A 20,748-nucleotide genomic window follows, 5' to 3' on the forward strand; every position below is an offset into this window, starting at 1 on the left:
AACCAAGAGACCATGGATACATTGCAATCACTCAGCCGCGAAGATGAAGCCGCGCGTGAGCGTCTCAATAGCGCGAGCGAAGACATGGTGCAGCGCACCTGTAGTTGGTCTGACATCAATACGGGTAGCTGGAACACAGCAGGTCTTAAAAGCTTCGCGCCTGTTCTGGCCGGAGCATTTTCAGAACTGCAGGCCCATATTGATGTCATCGAAACTGAGGGTTTCGAAGCCGTGGCCGATAGCGGCAAGACGGAAGTTCAAATGACAGGACCTGTCATTGAAGTCACCGCGCGGCCAGAAGCTGACCTACAGGTCATTATGTCCGGGCACTATGACACGGTGTTTCCGGAAGACACTTTCGAGGGGGTGACCGACTTGGGGGACGGGCGTCTCAATGGTCCCGGCATGGCGGACATGAAGGGTGGCCTGTGCGTGATGTTGGAAGCGCTGAAAGCGTTTGAAGCCGGATCTTTGCGAGACCGACTAGGATACAAGATCGTTCTGACGCCGGATGAAGAAATCGGAAATTTTGCGAGTGCTGAATATCTGACCCGGGCCGCCAAGTCCGGTGCGATGATCGGTATGACGTATGAACCCGCCATGGAGACCGGCGCCATGTCGGGCGGCCGCAAGGGGTCGGCTGTTTTTGACATCGTGCTGCACGGTAAAGCGGCGCATGCTGGCCGCGCGAAAGAAGAGGGGCGCAGCGCGATAGAGGCAGCAGCCGAATTGGTGCTCGGGCTGGAGGCGATGAATGGCACACGCGACGGTGTTACCCTGAATGTCGGCTCAATTGACGGTGGGTCCGCCGTCAATATCGTGCCAGATCTCGCAGTTGTTCGGTTTGGCGCGCGCGCGCCGGATGCAGAGAGTGCTGAGTGGACGACGTCTGAAGTTCGCAGGCTGTTTGAACGTGCGATCGCGCGCGATGGCATCAGCGGTCATCTTCACGGGGGCTTTTACCGTCCTCCAAAACCCAGAAATGCCGCGCAGCAGGCTCTGTTCGATGCGGTACATGCGACTGGGCAGGCAATCGGCCTCGAACTGGAATTTGTCGATACGGGGGGCGTGTGCGAGGGCAACAATATCTTTGCTGCTGGCGTCCCAAATGTCGATACTCTCGGAGTTCGCGGTGGTCGCATTCATTCCAATGAAGAATATGTGGTAACGGATAGTTTTGCTGAGCGGGCGACGCTGTCAGCGCTTTTGTTGAATCGACTCGCAGATGGCCGTCTGGATGCACGCCGGATCAAATCACTCATGGGTCAGTAAAATGTCTACACCCTATGTCATGCGCCCGTCGAAGCTGGAGGATCTGCCAGCTCTGATGGAACTTGCTGAACTGTCAGGCCCAGGGTTTACCAGCCTACCAGTCGACGAGAGTATTCTGGAAAAGAGACTCTCAAAGTCCGAGAAGGCGTTTGCAGGGCGTCTGGACCGGATCGAGTATGGAAAGTACCTCCTGATGATGGAGGATGCCGACACGGGCGAGGTGGTCGGATGTTCAGCGGTAAAAGCTGGGACAGGAATTGACCAGCCTTTCTTCAACTATCGGATCATCACACTGTCTCAAGCCAGCCAAGCTGCTGGCAATATGCGGTTCGACATGGATGCACTGGTGCTGACAAATGAATATGTTGGGTATACGGAAGTTGGTACGCTATTTCTGAAAGCAAATCATCGCGGGGGTGGGGCAGGTCGTCTTGCTGCGCAATCACGCTATTTGTTGATGGCAACCGACCCCGCGCGTTTCGGGACCAATGTGCTCGCGGAACTCCGCGGCGTGATTGATCAGAATGGTGTTTCGCCTTTCTGGGAGTGCCTTGGTCGTCATTTCTTTCGTATGGACTTTGACGAGGCTGACCGCTTGTCTGCGACCACGGACAATCAGTTCATCTGTGACTTGATGCCGAAATACCCAATTTACGTGGACCTGTTGCCGCCAGAGGCACGTGAGGTAATTGGGCGGTGCCATTCTGAAGGCGTAGGCGCGTACAAGCTCTTGCAGTGGGAAGGCTTCGAATTCGACCGCACCGTAGACATATTTGATGGTGGACCATTGGTCGCCACGCAGAAGCGACACTTGCGGACGATACGTGAGAGCCAGGAGGTGCGTCTGGAGGTGTCAAATGATGCAGGGGCACCAGAATTCAAGCAAGGACTGGTTTCGACCGACGAGTTGCCCGACTTTCGCGTGTGCCAGGCTGCCATTGCAATGCGCGACGATCAGACTGTGGTCACGACTGCAGACACTTTTGAAAAGCTTCAGATCAAGCCTGGAGCAAGAACCCGAATCTGGGTGAGGAGTTAGTGATGAACGACGCCGTCTGGATTGACGGGAGCTGGAGGCGTGGAAGCGGAGACGTATTCCAGAATTACTGTCCAGCAACTGGTGGTGTGGCTTGGGAAGGTGCTTCCGCGACGGCCGATGACGTACATGATGCCATAGAAAGCGCACGCCGTGCATTTCACGGATGGTCTAGAATGCCGCAAAGCGAGCGCACAGCAATCCTTGAGGCTTATGCGGACGAGATTGGCAAGCGCACCGATGCGATTGCCGAGGCCATCAGCAAGGATATGGGTAAGGCCCTCTGGGAGTCGCGCGGTGAAGCTGCGACTATGAAGGCCAAGGTGGCTGTTTCGATTGCAGCTCAGGTGGAGCGCGCAGGCGGGAAAGTCCAGGAAGCTGCATTTGGTTCCATGCACCTGACTCACCGTGCGCACGGGGTAATGGCAGTATACGGTCCATTCAATTTTCCCGGGCATTTGCCGAATGGACATATTGTGCCCGCGCTTTTGGCCGGCAACACTTGCGTGTTCAAACCTTCCGAACTTGCGCCCAGCGTCGCAGCCATCATGGCGGATGCATTTGCTGCGGCAGGACTGCCCGCTGGCGTGCTAAACATAGTTCAGGGTGGTCGTGAGACGGGCGGAGCGTTGTTGAACGCTGATATCAACGGATTGTTATTTACGGGTTCTGCCAATACGGGCGTGTTCTTTCACAAACATTTTGCGGGTCGCCCTGAAGTCATTCTTGCGCTTGAGATGGGTGGGAATAATCCCTTGATCATATGGGACCCCGCAGACGTGGACGCCGCCGCTGACATCGCGGCTCAGTCTGCTTTTCTTACGACTGGACAGCGGTGTTCCTGTGCGCGCCGGGTGATCTTGCCGGAAGGGGCGTTCGGGGACGCTGTGATTGAGGCCATTGTAGCCCGTGCCAAGGAGTTAAAAATCGGAGCGTGGGATGAAGACGATATCTTCATGGGGCCACTCGTTTCCGAGCAAGCCGCCACAAATGCAGTCGAATTCCAGATGATGCTGTCCAAGAAAGGTGGGAAAAGCCTGCGCCGCCTGAAACGGATGGATCGGGGCGGCGGTTTTGTGACTGCAGGTGTGATTGACGTCACGAATGCCACGGACATCCCGGATGAAGAATTGTTTGGTCCATTGATGCAGATTATTCGTGTACCCGACTTCAATAGTGCTCTGGAACGTGCAAATGCAACACGCTACGGCCTGTCAGGCGGATTAATCAGCGACGATGATGCGCTGTGGATCCAGGCGCATTCGGAAATGCGGGCAGGTTTACTCAATCGGAATCGCCCGACTGCCGGTGCCAGCGGCGCGATGCCTTTTGGTGGGCCCGGTCTCTCAGGAAATTTCCGTCCGGGTGCCTACTATGCTGCAGATTACAGTGCCTGGCCACAAGCCAGCCAGGTATCTCAGACTGCCACGCGGATGACCGCGCAAGGTTTCCCAAAGTAGAACAGAACGAAGGATTGTGAGCGTGGCGCACGAAGTAAACTTCGACGGACTGATCGGACCCAGTCATAATTACGGAGGTCTGTCTGACGGAAATCTTGCGAGCGCGGCGAATGCGGGTGATATAGCCAATCCGCGAGAGGCCGCCTTGCAGGGTCTGGAAAAGATGCGGATGCTGATCGCACACGGTCTTGTTCAGGGTGTGCTTCCGCCTCTGCCACGACCGAACTTTGATCTTCTCGTCTCGGCGGGCTTCGGAGGAACGGATGCTCAGATCATTGAAGCGGCTTCGAGAACGGCGCCCGGACTGCTGAAGGCAGCGTATTCAGCCTCGAGCATGTGGACCGCCAATGCCGCAACTGTCTCGCCTTCGGCAGATACGAGAGACGGCCGATTGCATCTGACGACGGCGAACTTGTCGACCATGCTGCACCGCGCGCAGGAACATCCGGACACGACCGCGAGTCTGATCTCGATCTTTTCAAATGATGAGAAGTTTGCGGTCCATGGTGCGCTTCCCATGCATCCAGATTTTTCGGATGAAGGCGCAGCCAATCATGTCCGCCTATGTTCGTCTCATGGGGAAGAGGGGGTAGAACTATTCGTCTATGGCCGCGAAGCAGGTGAAAGTACGATCGGGTTCCCATCGCGTCAGTCAAAGTTGGCGAGTGAATCGGTCGCCCGTGGGCACGGGCTCAAATCCAAGCGTTGTGTCTTCATTCGGCAGTCCCGTGCGGCAATCGACGCCGGAGCGTTCCACAATGATGTCGTATCGGTCGGTGCGTTGGATACACTGTTCTTCCATGAACTTGCATTCGAGGACAGAAATGGCGCGCTGGATGCTATTCGACGCGCGTCTTCCGGCCTGTTTGACTTCAAGCCCGTGATGGTTCCACTTGCAGAAGTACCCATTGAGGACGCCATTCGCGCCTATCTATTCAATTCTCAGCTCTTGAAGATGCCCGAAGAAGATCGCCTCGTGCTGGTCGCGCCTACAGAAACGGAAAATACTGAATCGACGCGCGCCTATTGCGAACGCCTTGTCGAAAGCAATGGACCAATCGGGAAGGTTATCTACGCCGACGTCCGACAATCCATGCGGAATGGCGGCGGTCCAGCCTGTCTCAGACTTCGGGTTGTCATGACCGATGGTGAGATCGATGCCTGTCACCAGGGCGTGTTGATGGATGAGGAAACCATCGACGAGTTGCAGGAGGTTGTCCGACGAACTTATCGGGACCGTTTGGCCCCTGCGGATCTGGCCGATCCCTTGTTCGCAAATGAGTGTCGAGAAGCCCGGGAGGCCTTGTTGGGTGTGCTTGATCTGGAAGGGCTCTGCTAGTGATCCGAGTTTATGAGTATTGGCGGTCTTCGGCGTCCTATCGGCTGCGAATTGCGCTGAATCTGAAGGGCGCCTCATACGAGACCATTCAGGTGAACATCGCTCCGGGTGCAGATGAGCAGCTTGGTGACGCTTATCGTGGAGTGAATCCGCAAATGCGCGTGCCGGCCATTGAGGTCAATGGGCAAATCATCGGCCAGTCCATGGCAATACTGGAGTGGATCGAAGAAGCATTGCCGGGACCATCCCTTCTGCCGACAGATCCGATCGAGCGTCTCGAGGCCCGCGCATTTGCCGACACGATTGCCTGCGACATCCACCCATTGAACAACTTGTCGGTGTTAAAAGAGTTGAGGGTCAATTATGGCGCTGATGATGCGGGTGTACGCGCATGGTATCATGACTGGATCCGGCGGGGCTTCGATGCCCTGGAATTGCAGGTCGCAAAGTGGGCGCCGAAAGCCTTTCTCTTTGGCGAAACGCCCGGGCTCGCGGAAATCACGCTCATTCCGCAGATTTACAATGCCCAGCGATACGACATGAATTTGTCAGCATATCCGGCCTTGATGGCAATGGCGGAGAAGTGCCTGGCATTGCCAGCCTTCAAGAAGGCTGTTCCTGTAAAGCCTGAAGCCTAGTTCTCTTCACCATCGCGTTCATCATCGGTCTCACCGGGACGACGAATGTCGACGATCTCGACCTCCTCGAAGTCACCGAGAGGCTCTGCCATCTTGCCGACATTCTCGTCGAGCCAGGTTGGAAATGTCGCAATGAGGTCGCCTCCGGGTGTATCTTCGCTAGTCAGAATCCATAGACCTTTTTCCTTGTGCGCCGGCACGACAATTTGGCAACTCGCCGCATCGTTCAGGCGATCGCTGCAATAGGGAAGCGGTTCATCGACAGATGCAGGTTCGCCTGAAACAGCCAACGGGGGAATTCCATCCTTGGTGTCTGAAATGGACAGAAAACCGCCGAAGCGTTCCCGCAGGGACGAGTCTTGTTCCAGGCGGGCAAGGATAGATTCCGGCAATGGGCGGTCATGAGCAATGACCAAAGCACGACCACGATTGTCGCGTCGGAGATAGGACTCGAAAGCGCGGGTCAGGTCGTCATGAGTCGCATTGTCTCGATAGAGGGGGGCATAGACCTCACCAATCAATCCGAGGGGGTCTTTCAGTGACTGGGCCTGACGACGCCCTCTGAGTTCACGTTTCTGCAATTCCGATTGCGTGGTGCCCTTGAGGGCCGAATCTTCACTGACGAGGAACACGTCGACACCCCAACCATCCACCCAGACAGGGGCCGTCTCCTCCACCGGGAGGGCAGACCAGCTTGAATCCTCTGCATATTTCAGAGGATCCAGTTCGAGTTGAGGGCGCGGCGAGATGAAGGTGTTCCAAACCCAAGGACCAGCGCCAATGGCCAGCACTGCCGCAATTGCGATCAATACAGTGAAACGTTTCATCTGCTATTCCTGATATGAAGTTTGTTCTGTGTGAAACAGGTCAGTCGGTCTGCAGGCCAGAATAGCCCGGTTGATCGACAGACAACTGGTCAATTGTGGTGGTTTTGAGGTGTTCCAACAAACCAGGTGTGGTCAGATCCATGTCGCCGCGTTGCAGCAGGGTGCAAAGCTGTTCATTCAGGTCGCGAGCGGATGCGGTGGCGTCTGCATCGAGTAGAGCCGCAAGTCGTTGCCGCTCGGCTGCTTCAGCGCTTGGCCGGATATCCAATTCTCTGAGAACAGTCGCGAGAACATTCGAGGCGACCCGCGCATGAAAAGCTGCGTGCCCCGTCAATGAGGGCATGGCGGTTTCGTCAATAAAGGCTTTCACCGCCGTGATCATCTCTTTCTGGGAAGGCGCGTCGTGCATTAATCAGGTCCTTTTCTCGAGCAGATTGATCAAATCAATCTCGGTTTCGGACACGCGTCGCCCAATGGCCGCACGTTCCACGCTTGGATCGGCGCCAGACCGGAAGGCTTCGTACATGATCATGCACATGATGCCCCATTTCAGACTTCCGAGGATTTCCCACCAGTCGATCTCCTCGGTGGAAAAAGTACGACCGCCCGCAGTCTGATAAGTCTTCAACAGCTCATCCAGGTCTCCAAAACCGCCAACGCGGCTCTTTGAATAACCAAAGCGCCATGAATTGACGCAGAGCCAGGCAATGTCTTCGCGGGGATCACCAAGATGAGCGAGTTCCCAATCCAGTACGGCGGCAAGCCCCGTCTCATCGACGATCAGATTTCCAAGTCGGAAATCGCCATGTACGAGAACCGGGGGGACCGCGTCCGGTCGATTCGATTTCAGCCAGGCAATGGCAAGCTCGAATACCGGGCGAGGAAGGTTGAAGTCGCGATAGATGGTTTCGTATTTCGCAAGTTGGTCCAGGCCGCCACTCTTGGGCAAATCCGGCAAAGCTTCCGGAGGAATTTGGTGAATGGCGGCGAGCGCTTGGCCACACTGCTCTGTCAGTCTTCCGCGAGCGGCCGAGTAGATGTCATCTCGCAAAATCTTGCGGGCGATGGTCTGTCCCGGAATACGGTTCATCAGGAACGCTTCGCCAATATCGCTGTCAGGCTCGAATACCTGAACCACTCTCGGAGCAGGAACCTCTCCCTCAGCACAGGAGAGCAACTTCGCCTCCGTGCCCAAGCCGATGGCTTCGGAATTGCGGGCAACGCTGACACCGCCCGGTACGCGGCGCAAAATCAGGTCGACAACTTTGCCGCCCTGTTCAACATCCAGGCTCCAGGTCTCTTGACTGGCACCTCCTGACAGGCGAACCAGCCGTTCAACGGTCGCGTCAGCGCCGTAAAATTGCCCGGCCCATGCCTGTAAACCCTTTAGAATCTGATCTTGGCTACCCATCTTGTCACAATTGCGCGGAACACCCATCCCGCCAAGGCGTAACGCCAAGTCACCCCTGACCGGACGCCGAAGGAAACTATTGATGCCGAAGTCGAAAAAGAGAGATTACGGACTTCTTCCTACGGAGCCGCCCCCACGAGTCAGCCTGTTCGGCTGGCTCAGGGGACGCTTCTTTGCAGGCATGTTCATCGCCTTGCCAGTCGTCGTGACATTTCTGATTCTGCAATTCTTGATCAGTGAAATCGACAAGCGCGTTGTGCCCTTACTGCCGGCGGCACTGAAACCTGAAACTTATCTGAATTACGCAGTTCCCGGTTTTGGACTGATCGTGCTCGTCGTGTTTCTTACCGTGCTGGGCGGCATTGCGACGAATCTCATCGGTCGTTCCGTCATCAGTCTGGCTGATCGCATTCTGACCCGTGTTCCCTTCGTCCGTTCGGTCTATTCGGCGTTCAAGCAACTGGTTGAAGTCTTTGCGAGTAACAATACCGAACAGTTCAGCGAGTGTGTTCTGATCGAGTACCCGAAGAAGGGCACCTGGTGTCTTGGGTTCGTGTCGAGCCCTGCGAAGGGCGAGCTGAAAACGGTTCTTGGGCCCGCATTCATTGGAGTATTCGTGCCGACGACTCCGAATCCCACGTCGGGCTTCTTGATGTATGTGGAATCGAGCGAAGTCGTACGCCTCGACATGACGGTTGAGGAGGGCGCTAAAATGATCCTTTCGGCCGGTCTGGTGGTTCCCGAGCATCTGCCGATCAAAGAGGGCGATGCACCATCGACTCAATCTACTCCGTCGCCGGAGCCTGAATCCGGGGCGTAAGGAGTTCCCGAACGAGCCGAAGTGCCTGGCCCCGTTCACCAGAAAGCTGGGGATCGCGACTTACGATGGCTTCGGCGTCCTTTTTTGCGATTTCGAGCAGCGGGGCGTGTCGCGCTAGATCGAGTACCCGATAATCTGTGGCCCCAGCCTGTTTCAAGCCCAGCATATCGCCGGGGCCACGAAGTTTGAAATCCGCTTCAGCAATTTCAAACCCGTCCTCTGTGCGCCGGAGCGTGTCGAGCCGCTCATGCGCTGTTTCGCCCAAAGGCGGCCTGTAGAGCAACAGGCAATAGGACGGACGATCACCCCGACCGACGCGACCTCGCAACTGATGGAGTTGGGCGAGGCCAAACCCCTCTGCGCGCTCGATCACCATGATCGTGGCTTCTGGCACATCGACGCCTACTTCGATCACCGTTGTTGCGACCAATAACCTGGTACGTCCTGCGCGGAAATCTTCCAGTGCGGCGTCTTTCTCTGCAGGCTTGAGGCGACCATGGACGAGCCCCACAGGCACATTCAATTGGTCGGTCAGAGCCGCATGACGGCCAACGGCAGTGGAGTCATCGTCGTCGACATCAACCTTGGGGCATACCCAGAAAGCGCGCTCGCCCCGACGCATCGCCCGACTCACGGCATCTACTACCTCATCCATGCGTGTGTCTGGGATCGCGCGGGTTTCGACGGGGACGCGGCCGGGTGGCTTTTCATCCAGTATCGACACGTCAAGATCTCCGTGAACCGCCTGTGCCAAGGTTCGAGGGATCGGTGTCGCGCTCATGACAAGCATGTGCGGACTGAGGGCCTTTCCAGCGAGGCGCATGCGGTCAGCCACGCCAAAGCGGTGCTGTTCGTCGACGATGACGAGACCCAGATTGCGGAATGCGACGGACTGCTGGAAGAGGGCTTGGGTGCCAGAAACGACGTGGATGCTCCCGTCGGCCAGTCCCATCAATATGCTTTCGCGCGTCGATGCCTTGTCTCGCCCCGTCAACGCGGCGACGGTGTAACCTAGCGGTGACAGAAGTCGATCCATGGTTTCATATTGCTGACGGGCCAAGACTTCCGTGGGAGACATGAATGCCGTCTGGAAACCAGCGCTCGCAGCTTGAACCGCGGCCATGGCACTGACCAGCGTTTTGCCCGCGCCAACATCACCCTGAAGCATCCTGCGCATGGGGGAGGTGGACGACATGTCGGCGCCGATCTGTTCGAATGCACGCGTCTGGGCGCCGGTCGGCTTGTAGGGGAGCGCGCGCAAGAGTGCTTGGTGAGATTCAGCACTCACCGGGACAGAGGGCGCCGCTCTTTTGGCGCGGCTTGCGCGAGCCAGCGCAAATGCTGATTCACGCGCAAGCGCTTCGTCATATGCCAATCGCTCGCGCGCCCTTTCAAACAGTTTGGGATCATACTCTATCGGTGCATGAAGGCAACTCAGGGCCGCTTTGAAGCTCAACCAACCTCGCGCCTTGACCAAGTCGGGATCCGCCCATTCCGGTAAATCATCGGCGATATGATCCAGCGCTTGAACGGCGAAGCTGTGAACACGTTTGTTCGTCAAACCCGCTGTAAGACCATAGATGGGTTCGACAGCAGGAGGCATTGGGCCTTTGGCGGGATCAACAATGTGATCGGGATGGGTCATCTGGCGCTCGCCATTGAACTCTTCGACCATTCCAGACACGACACGCTCCTTGCCGATCGGAAATTGGCCTTGCAGCCATCTGCCGTCAGCCCGGAAAAAGGCAAGTGTGAGAAATCCGGTGCCATCGTACAGAACGATCTTGTGCGGAGATCGATCAGAATAGGGTGCGTTATAAGCATGTACTTCGCCGCGAAGGGTTGAGACCTCGCCGATCACCGCATCATCAATGTATTCTTTTACCCGACGATCCACCCAGCGCTCCGGCAAATGAAGCAACAAGTCCCAAATACTGTCGCCACCTGTCAGGCGCTCCAGCACGGGCTTCAGCTTCGGGCCGACACCAGACAAACTGTCCAGGCCCTCAAACAAAGGAAAGAGTCGTTCGTCCCGCATCCCAACCAGACTATGCGCGCGCGGTGCGCTGCACAATCGCCGCTGTTTATTCCAGCTGCGCGTTCTATATGGTTTGGCAAATCAAAGGAGCCGAAGAATGGAAGCACGTCGCCGAAAACTCAAATTCAGGGCCTGGCGACGCGGATTCCGGGAAATGGACCTTCTCATGGGTTCGTTCGCAGATGCGCATATTGGTTCGTTCGGTGAATCAGAACTTGATGAATTCGAGGGTCTGCTCGGCGTTCCGGATTGGGAGGTCTATGCGTGGCTGATTGGCCAAAAGCCTGTGCCTGAGACTCATCGCGGTCCCGTGCTGGACCAACTCATCGCATTCCGATACGCCGCCCAAGGCGGTTAAGTCAGCCTTTCTTCCCATTTCTGTCGAATACATCGTGCCCATGACTCCTGTAGAGCTATTGAAATCCCTCAGCGGTCCGGCCGCCCTCTCTGGTGCGCCGTTTGGTGCAGACCTGATTGCCTTTTGTGCCGCATTACAGAAGCGCGGCGGGGCGGGAGTTTATGTCGCCCGTGATGACAAGACAGCGGCCACAGCGCGGCGGGTGGCGCAGTTTGCCGAGCCCCGTCTGGAGCAGGTCGACCTGCCAAGTTGGGACACGCTGCCCTATGATCGGGTCAGCCCGACAGCGGGAGTCTCCGCTCGCCGATGCGCCGCACTTGCGCGGTTATCTCGCTATGACCCGGAGCAGGGTCCAATCCTGGTGGTCACCACCGCATCGTCGCTGGTTCAGCGGGTGCCTCCTGTTAGCGTGCTACGCCGGTCTTCATTCGCGGTCACGCTCGGCCAGTCCGTGAACCAGAAAGAACTTACCGAGTATCTTGCCGTAAATGGCTATTTGCGATCCAGCACCGTGCGCGAGCATGGGGAGTTCGCGATTCGGGGCGGGATCATCGATATTTTCCCGCCGACCTCTCCTGAACCGTATCGTCTCGACTTTTTCGGCGACACATTGGAAACCCTCCGCACCTTCGACACCGAAACGCAGCGGTCTACAGGGGATGCGAAAAGCGTCGCCTTTGCACCGGTCAGCGAAATCCTGTTCGACGATGATGTGCTGGCGCGGTTTCGCGAGAAGTACCTGGCCGCGTTCGGACCGCCTTCGGGCGACCCGGCTTATGAAGCCGCGCGCGCATCCATCCGGCGGCAGGGCGTGGAAGGCTGGCTGCCATTGTTTCATGACCACCTGGAAACAGTATTCGACTATGTGGGCTCAGACCCGCTTATAGGCATGGGCCATCTCGCCGGTGAAGCGTCCGCAGAACGCCTGTCGCAAGCTGAAGACTATCATGCCGCCCGTTTGGAGGCGGGTGAAGGAGATGTACGACAGGCGAAAGTGTTGCCGCCGGATTCGCTTTACCTGACTCCAAGGGAATTGGAGGCCGGGCTCGCTTCGCGAGCCACCGCACGTTTCTATCCATCCGAACCCAGCGCCGAAGCATTTGACTTGGGAGGCCGTGCTGGCCGTGATTTCGCCCCGGAACGCCTGCACGCAGATATCAATGTATTCGAAGCGGCGATTGCTCATGCCAAGCGTCTCCAATCTGACGGTCGCCCGGTTGTATTTGCGGCATGGTCGGTTGGTTCAGCAGATCGCCTGATCAATGTCATGGCGGATCACGGCCTGACAGACTTGGCATTGGTGCATTCTCTCGACGCGGCAAAGAAGACTGACTTCACGGTTGTGGAAATCCCTCTGGAGTCAGGGTTTGAGACGCCGGACGTGGCTTTGATCTCGGAAGCCGACATTCTGGGCGACAGGCTGGCCGGGCCTAGGCGCAAGCGGAAGACAGCGAACTTTATATCAGATGCCGCCGCACTCAATCCTGGCGACCTGATCGTGCATATTGATCATGGGGTGGGGCGCTATGTAGGCCTCAAGACGCTGGACCTTACCGGCGCGCCGCATGACTGCCTTCATTTGGAATATGCGGGCGGTGACACAATATTCCTCCCGGTAGAGAATATTGACCTGATCAGCCGGTACGGAGCAGAGGATTCGGAAAACCAACTCGACCGTCTCGGTGGGGCAGGCTGGCAAACGCGGAAAGCCAAAGCCAAGAAGCGCATTCTCGAAATGGCGGCCGAGCTAATGCATATCGCCGCCGCCCGTGAGTTGAAACGTGCAGATGCCGTCAATGCCGGGCAGGGCCTGTATGAAGAATTCGCAGCACGCTTCCCCTATGAAGAGACTGATGATCAGTTGAATGCGATCGAAGATGTCATTGGCGATCTCGCGTCAGGAAAGCCAATGGATCGACTGGTTTGTGGCGATGTCGGTTTCGGCAAGACGGAAGTCGCATTGCGCGGTGCGTTTGTTGCAGCGATGAGCGGCAAGCAGGTCGCGGTGATTGCGCCGACTACGCTGCTCGCGCGTCAGCACTACAAGACATTTGCTGAGCGCTTTGCAGGTTGGCCTTTGAAGGTTCGCCAATTGTCACGACTTGTCGGTGCGAAAGAGGCTGCGGAAACGCGCGAGGGGATTGCTGATGGCAGTGTAGATGTGGTGGTGGGCACACACGCAGTGCTCACAAAGACTATTGAGTTCAAGCGCCTCGGTCTGTTGGTAGTGGATGAAGAGCAGCGCTTCGGTGTAAAGCACAAAGAACGACTCAAAGAGTTGAAAGCCGACGTTCACGTCCTAACGCTGTCGGCCACTCCTATTCCGCGTACGTTGCAAATGGCACTTACAGGAATTCGCGATCTGTCGATCATCGCTACGCCGCCGGTCGACCGCCTGTCAGTGCGGACTTACATCACTGAAGAAGACACGGTTACTCTGAGGGAGGCCTTGCTTCGCGAGAAGTATCGTGGCGGACAGGCCTTCTTCGTGGCGCCGCGCATTCAGGACCTGGACAAGCTGGAACGCTTTCTTCACGACAATGTGCCTGAGGTTTCCTATATCGTTGCCCACGGCCAGATGGCAGCAGGCGAACTCGAAGACATCATGACAGCCTTCTATGAGGGCAAGTATGACGTGCTGCTGTCGACGACGATTGTTGAAAGCGGACTGGACATACCACGTGCCAACACATTGATCATACACCGGGCCGACATGTTCGGTCTTGCTCAACTGTATCAGTTGCGCGGCCGGGTCGGCCGATCGAAGCTGCGCGCCTATGCCTATTTCACGACGCCGCGCGACAAGGTGATTACCGAGACGGCTGACCGCCGTTTGAAAATCCTGCAGTCGCTGGACTCTCTGGGCGCGGGCTTCCAGCTAGCTAGCCATGACCTGGACATGCGCGGATCTGGAAACCTTCTTGGCGACCAGCAATCTGGTCATGTGAAAGAAGTTGGCGTGGAACTCTACCAGTCCATGCTGGAAGATGCCGTCAATGCGCTTAAGGCCGGAGCGAGAGATGACGAAGACTTTGCGGATGACTGGTCGCCGCAGATCAATACCGGAGCGGCCGTGCTGATTCCGGAAAGCTATGTAGAAGATCTGAACATCCGGCTTTCCCTGTATCGACGCCTGTCTGAGATTTCGACAGCTGCGGAGCGCGAGTCCTTCGCCGCTGAACTGATTGACCGGTTTGGTCCGTTGCCGGATGAAACGAGGCAGTTGCTCGAAGTCACCGCAATCAAGGTGCAGTGCAAAGTTTTGGGTATCTCCAAGCTGGATGCCGGGCAGAAAGGCACGGTCTTTGCCTTCCGCGAAGATACGGTACTCGATCCTGCGCGTTTGCTGGACGTGGTACGCAGTCGACCATCCCTGTTGCGGATCAGACCGGACTCCAAGTTGGTTCACTCAGGACTTGGCGGCACACCCGAACAGCGTTTGTCGGGAATTCGTAGCTTTCTGAAAGAGCTCGAGGCTGCAGCTGGCCTGGTTCCGGCCTAGGCGGTTCTGGCTTTTTGGTAGACACCTGACCGAGCTTCAGACAACAGTCTGCGAGCGTCATGATAAGCGCGCTTTTCGGTAATGCGCCAGCCAAGACGTGCTGCAAGGTCTGGTGCCACCGCTTCCAACTCTCGAAACAAGCGATCGCAGATTTGGACAGCACCTTTGTAGCCTGTTGCGGACAAGCTGATGGCAAACGTGTCCGGGTCGATGGTCACAGGTAGGTCTGTTTCTCGCATGTTTGACAGGACTACATTGGCGACGAGTTTTTTCTGGCGATGTGCAAGGCGATCATGTTGCGGATCGCAAATGACCAGAAGAGACAGCGGACCCCCTCGGTCTGCTGAAAGCTCGATCTGGTTCTGAAGATGCGCCTCAAAAAAGGTCTGGGAAAAGAGACCGGTTTCTGAATGGCAAATTGCTGACATGGACATGTTGTCTTTGACTTTAAGCGATTGCACTGCGGCACGTCGACCGTAGGCGTCGACATGAGCCGCCAGATCATGGGCGGGCGTGCAGGGTTCGAACACGTGAGACATGTATCGAATGATAGTTTCCAAACTATGCGAGGGTTCTGTGCCTTCACTGAGTAATCCGAGCAGAGGCGTATGTTCAAAATGCTCAATGGAAGCCGTCACCCAGTTGGCGAGCTTATGCAGGCTTCGAGGTTCCGACGGGATATCGAGCAAGATGGCTGCAAAGGCTCTTTGCCTGACATAGTCTGCCGCAGTATGGGCACTGAAGGCAGCCGTGACGGTAATTCCGCGTTCGCCGAGCGCAGCCTGCAATGCAAGAAAGCGTGAAGACCCATCTCCGAGATAGAGGAGGTCCGGCACCGTCTCAGCGGAGGGCTCGGGCAATGTCACTCCGAAAGTAGCAGCCGTTTCCCGGCGCAAGCGCAATTCCGACATGCGGGCGCTGCGCCGTGTGATGGCGTCGAGCCTCCCTCTCAGGACGGATAAATCGCGGTCACGCGGGATGAAGACAGCATTGGCAAAATATCCAGCCAAAGCCGAGTCACCCAGAATCAGAATTGGCCGAAGTGATTGGCCAATGTCTTTGATAAACTGGATCAACGTGTTCTCATCGAGGCTTTGTGTATCCAGGAGCAATGCTTCCGATGACGAATATGAGATCGGTAAGTCTGCCCGAAACGGGCGCATGCGACCCGACCGGAGGCGTGACAGGATCATCTCCAGACGCGCACCTGCAGCCAATACTTCTATCGGTGGGTCAAGGTATGCGAGGTGGTTCATATGGTTCGTAAGGATTGTGTCGGGCGACGTTGCGGTACCCCTTCCTTTTGAGCCGCGCCGGCTTAATGATCCGCTAAATTGACCCGGTGAGACAAAAATAAAAGGTAGGATATGTCATGGCACAAGGACCGTTGAATGGCGTTCGGATTGTAGAGTTCGCAGGTATTGGACCTGGACCCTTTTGCGGCATGCTGTTGTCTGATCTTGGCGCAGATGTGATTCGGATTGATCGGAAGGGTGATGGTCGCCCTGGCCGCGCAGCTGATGTGATGAGCCGGGGGCGCCGGTCCATCGGACTCAACCTGAAAGATCCTGCTGATGTCGAAACTGCGTTGAAGCTGATCGAGAAAGCTGATGGGTTGATCGAGGGTTTCCGACCCGGCGTCATGGAGCGCAACGGTCTCGGGCCTGATGTCGCGCTCGCCCGCAATCCGAAGCTGGTTTACGGGCGCATGACGGGATGGGGACAGACCGGCGCGCTGTCGCATGCTGCGGGACATGACCTCAACTATATCGCCATTACAGGTGCACTTCATGCGATGGGCGATGGCGACGGTCGCCCGCGTCCGCCGCTCAATCTGGTTGGCGACTATGGAGGCGGCGCGCTCTATTTGGCGATGGGCCTGCTGGCTGGCATCGTGAATGTGAAAAATGGCGGCGAAGGCCAAGTTATTGATGTGGCGATGTCTGATGGTGCGGCTTCACTGGCGACCATGTTCTACGGAATGAAAGCGATGGGTCTCTGGACTGATGACAGAGAGGCAAACCTTCTCGATGGCGGAGCGCATTTCTATGACACGTATGAGTGCAGCGATGGCAAATGGGTATCGATCGGATCGATCGAGCCACAATTTTACGCTCTGCTACTGGAAAAAGCGGGTCTGACCGATCCCGGCTTTCAAGCTCAAATGGACCGCTCGAAGTGGCCTGATCTGAAGCAAAAGATCATGGCGGTGTTCAAGACCAAAACGCGCGATGAGTGGTGTGAGATAATGGAAGGCACTGACATCTGTTTTGCGCCAGTCCTCTCCATGTCGGAAGCGCCATCCCATAAGCACAATGTGGACCGTCAGACGTTTGTGGAGATAGAGGGAGTGGTTCAGCCTGCGCCCGCACCGCGCTTCTCCGCGACGCCCGGGGCCATTCAGGGGCGGCCAGCTGGATTGGGGGAACATTCTGGTGAGATCCTCAAAGATTGGGGAATTCAATAGACCGAGTTCGCCTCATAGATGAATGGGAGACAACCGGACGAACTGCAAGCCGTTCAGGTTGACCCTGCTAGTGAATGTCTTGTTGGGCACAGGTCTTGGGCAATTTGTCTGGACGTCTGCTCAACGTCCTTCTTGCTGAACTTGGTCGTCCCGCGGGACGACCATTTTTCTTGCGCCAGGTGGCATTGTCCTTACGCTTGCGAAAAAGCATCAAGAAGAACGAGGCGTCATGAAACATCTTCCCTATATTCTGCCCCTTCTGCTGCTGGGGGCCTGTGGCGCGGACATCCAGCCGGAAGAACCGGCCACACCGCGCGAAATTCATGAGCGCGTTCTTGTGATGGATTCGCATCTGGACACGCCCGCAAATTTCTCAAAACCGGACTTCGATATTCTCGCTGACAACCCTTCGCGAATTGGACAAGTTCAAGTCGACCTGCCCAAAATGGAGCGAGGGGGGCTTGATGGCGGGTTCTGGGTGATATTCACCCCGCAGGGGCCTTTGGATGAAGCGTCGTATGAGGCGGCGAAACAGGCAGCGTTCACACGATCAGACGATATCCTCGCAATGGTCGAGGCCCATCCGGACGCATTCGAACTGGCCTACACGGCTGATGATGCTGAGCGCATCGTTGCGGAGGGCAAGCGGATCGTCTTCCAGTCGATCGAGAACAGCTACCCGCTCGGCACTGACCTGACCGTGCTTGAGGATTTCTATGAACGTGGTGTGCGACTCGTTGGGCCGGTGCATTTTCGGGACAACCAATTTGCGGACAGCGCCACAGATTTGTCAGCGACGGACCTCGGTGGGCTAACTCCGCTTGGAGAAGAATTGGTTCGGGAGGCCAATCGGCTCGGCATGATGGTTGATGGCTCGCATGCTGCCGACTCGGCCGTTGAGGACATCATGGAAATCTCCACGACTCCGATCGTGCTGTCACATTCCGGCGTGAAAGCCCTGTACGACCATCCCCGGAACATTCCGGATGATCTGTTGCGGCGTGTCGCGGAAAACGGCGGCGTTATCCAGATGAATGCCCTTGGATCATATATCGAGAATCTCGAGTCCCCTGCAGAACGCACGACCGCGCTGGAAGAACTGGCTGCCTCGTATGAGGGACGTTCGCCTTTCGACCTTACCGACGAAGAGCGCAAGCAGTACATGGCACGCCGTGGCGAAATCGATTCGGCCTATCCAATGCCGCTTTCCTCGTTTGAAGTGTTCATGGAGCAAATGCTGTATGCGCTTGAGATCGTTGGACCGGAACATGTCGGTATGGGCGCAGATTGGGATGGCGGCGGCGGCGTTGCCGGCATGGAGGACGTCTCTCTCTTGCCAAAGGTGACGGAACGCCTGCTGGAAGAGGGCTATACAGAAGCTGACCTGGAGAATATCTGGGGCGGAAACCTGCTTCGAATCATGCGCCAGGCCGAGGCAGCAAAGGCCCAATAGGCTCATCAGGCCGGACTGAAGAAATTCGACCAGCGGTGACGTTGGAGTCTTGCAAAGAGACAGACCTCTATGTATGAGGCCTCTTTCCAATTCACGCGCATTTCGCGCCAAACCACTGGATACCTGTTATGGCAGTTCCAAAGAGCAAGATCTCGAAGTCGCGCCGCGGCATGCGCCGCTCGCACGACCGGCTGGATATGAACACATATATTGAAGATGCGGAATCCGGTGAACTGCGCCGTCCGCACCACATCGACCTGAAAACCGGCATGTATCGCGGGCGTCAGGTTCTTGAGCCACGTGACGATATCTAAACGACCCGCTGTTGCGCTTTTGAGCGCGCAGCCTTAAGGGTGCGAGCGCTTCCTGCCAGAGCAGGGGGCGCTTTTTTTATTTCTAGGCGCAAAGGTACAGCCACTCATGAGCGAGATCATCGACATCCATGCCCGGGAAATCCTGGATAGCCGAGGCAACCCAACCGTCGAAGTTGATGTGACGCTGGAAGATGGCTCTCTCGGCCGCGCGGCAGTCCCTTCTGGCGCTTCTACGGGTGCGTATGAGGCCCATGAACAGCGTGATGGGGACAAGGCGCGTTATCTCGGCAAGGGCGTGCTGAAGGCCGTTGACGCCGTGAATGGTGAAATCTTCAACGAACTGGCTGGTCTGGACGCAACCGAACAGCGCATGATCGACATGTTGATGATCGATCTGGATGGAACGGAAAACAAGTCCCGCCTCGGCGCGAATGCGATTCTGGGCGTCTCCATGGCACTTGCAAAAGCTGCTGCCGAGAGCTCGGCTATGCCCCTCTACCGATATGTGGGTGGACCCAATGCCCGCGTTCTGCCGACGCCGATGATGAACATCATCAATGGCGGCGCGCATGCTGACAATCCGATCGACATCCAGGAATTCATGGTCATGCCAGTCAGCGCGGAGAGCCTCTCTGAATCCGTGCGCATGGGTGCCGAAGTCTTCCATGCGCTGAAGAAAACCCTGAGTGATGCAGGCCACAATACCAATGTCGGCGACGAAGGCGGGTTTGCACCCAATCTGGCATCTACTGACGAAGCCATCGGTTTTGTGATGAAGGCTATTGAGAAGGCGGGATACAAACCTGGAGAGGACATGGCATTGGCGCTCGATGCGGCCTCTACAGAGTTCTACAAGAACGGCAAATATGAGCTTGCCGGGGAAGGGAAATCCCTCGGCTCCGACGAATTCGCAACCTACCTGGCCGATCTTTGCGCCCGCTATCCCATCATCTCCATTGAAGATGGTATGGCCGAAGATGATTGGGATGGCTGGGTCGCCTTGACCGAATCAATCGGTGACAGGGTTCAGCTGGTGGGCGACGATCTGTTCGTAACCAATCCGGATCGTTTGTCTATCGGCCTTCAAAAAGGCGCGGCGAACTCCATTCTGGTGAAGGTCAATCAGATCGGCACATTGTCCGAAACGCTCGACGCGGTCGAATTGGCGCATCTTCATGGCTATACGGCGGTCATGTCCCACCGTTCTGGCGAGACAGAGGACACAACGATTGCAGACCTCGCCGTTGCGACCAATTGCGGACAGATCAAGACGGGGTCTCTTTCTCGTTCCGACCGTATAGCCAAATACAACCAGCTGATTCGCATAGAAGAAGAGCTGGGACCTGTTGGCATCTTTGCCGGCCGCTCGCGCATCAATGCTGCCTAGCGGTCTGGGCCCGTCAATCGGGCCGGCGGCGATCACGCTCTCTTAACCATAACCGGATTAGGTGAGGTTATGAAATCGCGACTCGAGGCCGCCGGCCTGTCTCTTCTTGTGCTCTATTTCGCCTACCACGCGTTTGCGGGGGAGAAGGGGCTTGGGCGTTGGTCTGATGCCCAGATGGAGTTGGAGGATCGCAAGGCTGAACTCGCCAGCCTTGAGAGCGACTTGAATCGTCTCCAGGTCGATATCAGACGCCTGACTCCGGGATCGGTGGATCCTGATTTCGTGGAAGCCATGGCGCGGGACAAGCTGGCTTTTGTCTATCCGAATGAAATTGTTCTCGTCTCTTCGGAACCAAGCTCTGCAAATTGACATAGTTGTTCTGACTTGTCGTTGCGTAATCGCGCATACATAAGTCTGGAAAAGGGT

The 20,748-nt window shown here is 56.6% G+C and carries 18 protein-coding genes; 13 read left to right on the plus strand and 5 right to left on the minus strand.

Annotated features, from left to right (window positions below; translation table 11 throughout):
• Positions 1–12: 12 nt before the first annotated feature.
• The 5 genes from CFA77_RS09180 to maiA are packed head-to-tail and all read left to right on the plus strand — an operon-like array spanning position 13 to position 5,745.
• The gene (locus CFA77_RS09180; RefSeq protein WP_206990441.1) at positions 13–1,272 is read left to right on the plus strand and encodes a hydrolase; all 1,260 of its coding nucleotides are present in this window, start codon (positions 13–15) and stop codon (positions 1,270–1,272) included.
• A 1-nt stretch (position 1,273) separates the two neighbouring features.
• Positions 1,274–2,311: an arginine N-succinyltransferase gene (locus tag CFA77_RS09185; RefSeq protein ID WP_206990442.1), complete on the plus strand. Its 1,038-nt coding sequence runs from the start codon at positions 1,274–1,276 to the stop codon at positions 2,309–2,311.
• Positions 2,312–2,313: 2 nt separating this feature from the next.
• Positions 2,314–3,768, plus strand: coding sequence for a succinylglutamate-semialdehyde dehydrogenase (gene astD, locus CFA77_RS09190; protein ID WP_206990443.1), 1,455 nt, complete (start codon positions 2,314–2,316; stop codon positions 3,766–3,768).
• A gap of 16 nt (positions 3,769–3,784) precedes the next feature.
• The gene (locus CFA77_RS09195) at positions 3,785–5,107 is read left to right on the plus strand and encodes an N-succinylarginine dihydrolase (protein ID WP_206990444.1); all 1,323 of its coding nucleotides are present in this window, start codon (positions 3,785–3,787) and stop codon (positions 5,105–5,107) included.
• Positions 5,107–5,745 carry a maleylacetoacetate isomerase gene (gene maiA, locus CFA77_RS09200; RefSeq protein WP_206990445.1) on the plus strand — a complete coding sequence of 213 codons (639 nt, stop codon included), beginning with the start codon at positions 5,107–5,109 and terminating at the stop codon, positions 5,743–5,745. The genes CFA77_RS09195 and maiA overlap by 1 nt, the downstream gene beginning before the upstream one ends.
• Here maiA and CFA77_RS09205 read toward each other — a convergent pair.
• The 3 genes from CFA77_RS09205 to CFA77_RS09215 are packed head-to-tail and all read right to left on the minus strand — an operon-like array spanning position 5,742 to position 7,983.
• Complete coding sequence (locus tag CFA77_RS09205) at positions 5,742–6,572, minus strand: hypothetical protein (RefSeq protein ID WP_206990446.1); 831 nt, start codon at positions 6,570–6,572, stop codon at positions 5,742–5,744. The two genes, maiA and CFA77_RS09205, sit on opposite strands and share 4 nt — an antisense overlap.
• Before the next feature lie 40 nt (positions 6,573–6,612).
• A complete protein-coding gene (locus CFA77_RS09210; RefSeq protein ID WP_206990447.1) occupies positions 6,613–6,981 on the minus strand; it encodes a DUF6285 domain-containing protein in 369 nt (122 codons plus the stop codon).
• Positions 6,982–6,984: 3 nt separating this feature from the next.
• The gene (locus CFA77_RS09215; protein ID WP_206990448.1) at positions 6,985–7,983 is read right to left on the minus strand and encodes a phosphotransferase family protein; all 999 of its coding nucleotides are present in this window, start codon (positions 7,981–7,983) and stop codon (positions 6,985–6,987) included.
• Positions 7,984–8,065: 82 nt separating this feature from the next.
• On the opposite strand from CFA77_RS09215, the gene CFA77_RS09220 reads away from it, so the two are divergent.
• Positions 8,066–8,803, plus strand: a complete 738-nt coding sequence (locus CFA77_RS09220) for a DUF502 domain-containing protein (RefSeq protein WP_206990449.1) — start codon at positions 8,066–8,068, stop codon at positions 8,801–8,803.
• Here CFA77_RS09220 and recG read toward each other — a convergent pair.
• Positions 8,769–10,841 carry an ATP-dependent DNA helicase RecG gene (gene recG, locus CFA77_RS09225; RefSeq protein ID WP_206990450.1) on the minus strand — a complete coding sequence of 691 codons (2,073 nt, stop codon included), beginning with the start codon at positions 10,839–10,841 and terminating at the stop codon, positions 8,769–8,771. The two genes, CFA77_RS09220 and recG, sit on opposite strands and share 35 nt — an antisense overlap.
• Before the next feature lie 166 nt (positions 10,842–11,007).
• On the opposite strand from recG, the gene CFA77_RS09230 reads away from it, so the two are divergent.
• Together CFA77_RS09230 and mfd are read left to right on the plus strand one after the other, a co-directional pair.
• Positions 11,008–11,199, plus strand: a complete 192-nt coding sequence (locus CFA77_RS09230) for a succinate dehydrogenase assembly factor 2 (protein ID WP_242517295.1) — start codon at positions 11,008–11,010, stop codon at positions 11,197–11,199.
• A gap of 40 nt (positions 11,200–11,239) precedes the next feature.
• Positions 11,240–14,701 (plus strand): transcription-repair coupling factor, encoded by a 3,462-nt coding sequence (gene mfd / locus CFA77_RS09235; RefSeq protein ID WP_206990451.1) that lies wholly within the window; start codon positions 11,240–11,242, stop codon positions 14,699–14,701.
• Here mfd and CFA77_RS09240 read toward each other — a convergent pair.
• Complete coding sequence (locus tag CFA77_RS09240) at positions 14,698–15,957, minus strand: hypothetical protein (RefSeq protein WP_206990452.1); 1,260 nt, start codon at positions 15,955–15,957, stop codon at positions 14,698–14,700. The genes mfd and CFA77_RS09240 overlap by 4 nt on opposite strands.
• Before the next feature lie 116 nt (positions 15,958–16,073).
• On the opposite strand from CFA77_RS09240, the gene CFA77_RS09245 reads away from it, so the two are divergent.
• The 5 genes from CFA77_RS09245 (at position 16,074) to CFA77_RS09265 (ending at position 20,691) form a co-directional block, all read left to right on the plus strand.
• Positions 16,074–17,168: a CaiB/BaiF CoA-transferase family protein gene (locus CFA77_RS09245; RefSeq protein ID WP_206990453.1), complete on the plus strand. Its 1,095-nt coding sequence runs from the start codon at positions 16,074–16,076 to the stop codon at positions 17,166–17,168.
• A 229-nt stretch (positions 17,169–17,397) separates the two neighbouring features.
• Positions 17,398–18,621, plus strand: a complete 1,224-nt coding sequence (locus CFA77_RS09250) for a dipeptidase (RefSeq protein ID WP_242517296.1) — start codon at positions 17,398–17,400, stop codon at positions 18,619–18,621.
• A 128-nt stretch (positions 18,622–18,749) separates the two neighbouring features.
• Positions 18,750–18,935, plus strand: a complete 186-nt coding sequence (rpmF, locus tag CFA77_RS09255) for a 50S ribosomal protein L32 (RefSeq protein WP_034812412.1) — start codon at positions 18,750–18,752, stop codon at positions 18,933–18,935.
• A 106-nt stretch (positions 18,936–19,041) separates the two neighbouring features.
• A complete protein-coding gene (eno, locus tag CFA77_RS09260) occupies positions 19,042–20,322 on the plus strand; it encodes a phosphopyruvate hydratase (protein WP_206990454.1) in 1,281 nt (426 codons plus the stop codon).
• A gap of 69 nt (positions 20,323–20,391) precedes the next feature.
• A complete protein-coding gene (locus CFA77_RS09265; RefSeq protein ID WP_034812408.1) occupies positions 20,392–20,691 on the plus strand; it encodes a septum formation initiator family protein in 300 nt (99 codons plus the stop codon).
• Positions 20,692–20,748: the final 57 nt, after the last annotated feature.

It is taken from the genome of Hyphomonas sp. KY3, assembly GCF_017309975.1.
Lineage (GTDB): Bacteria > Pseudomonadota > Alphaproteobacteria > Caulobacterales > Hyphomonadaceae > Hyphomonas.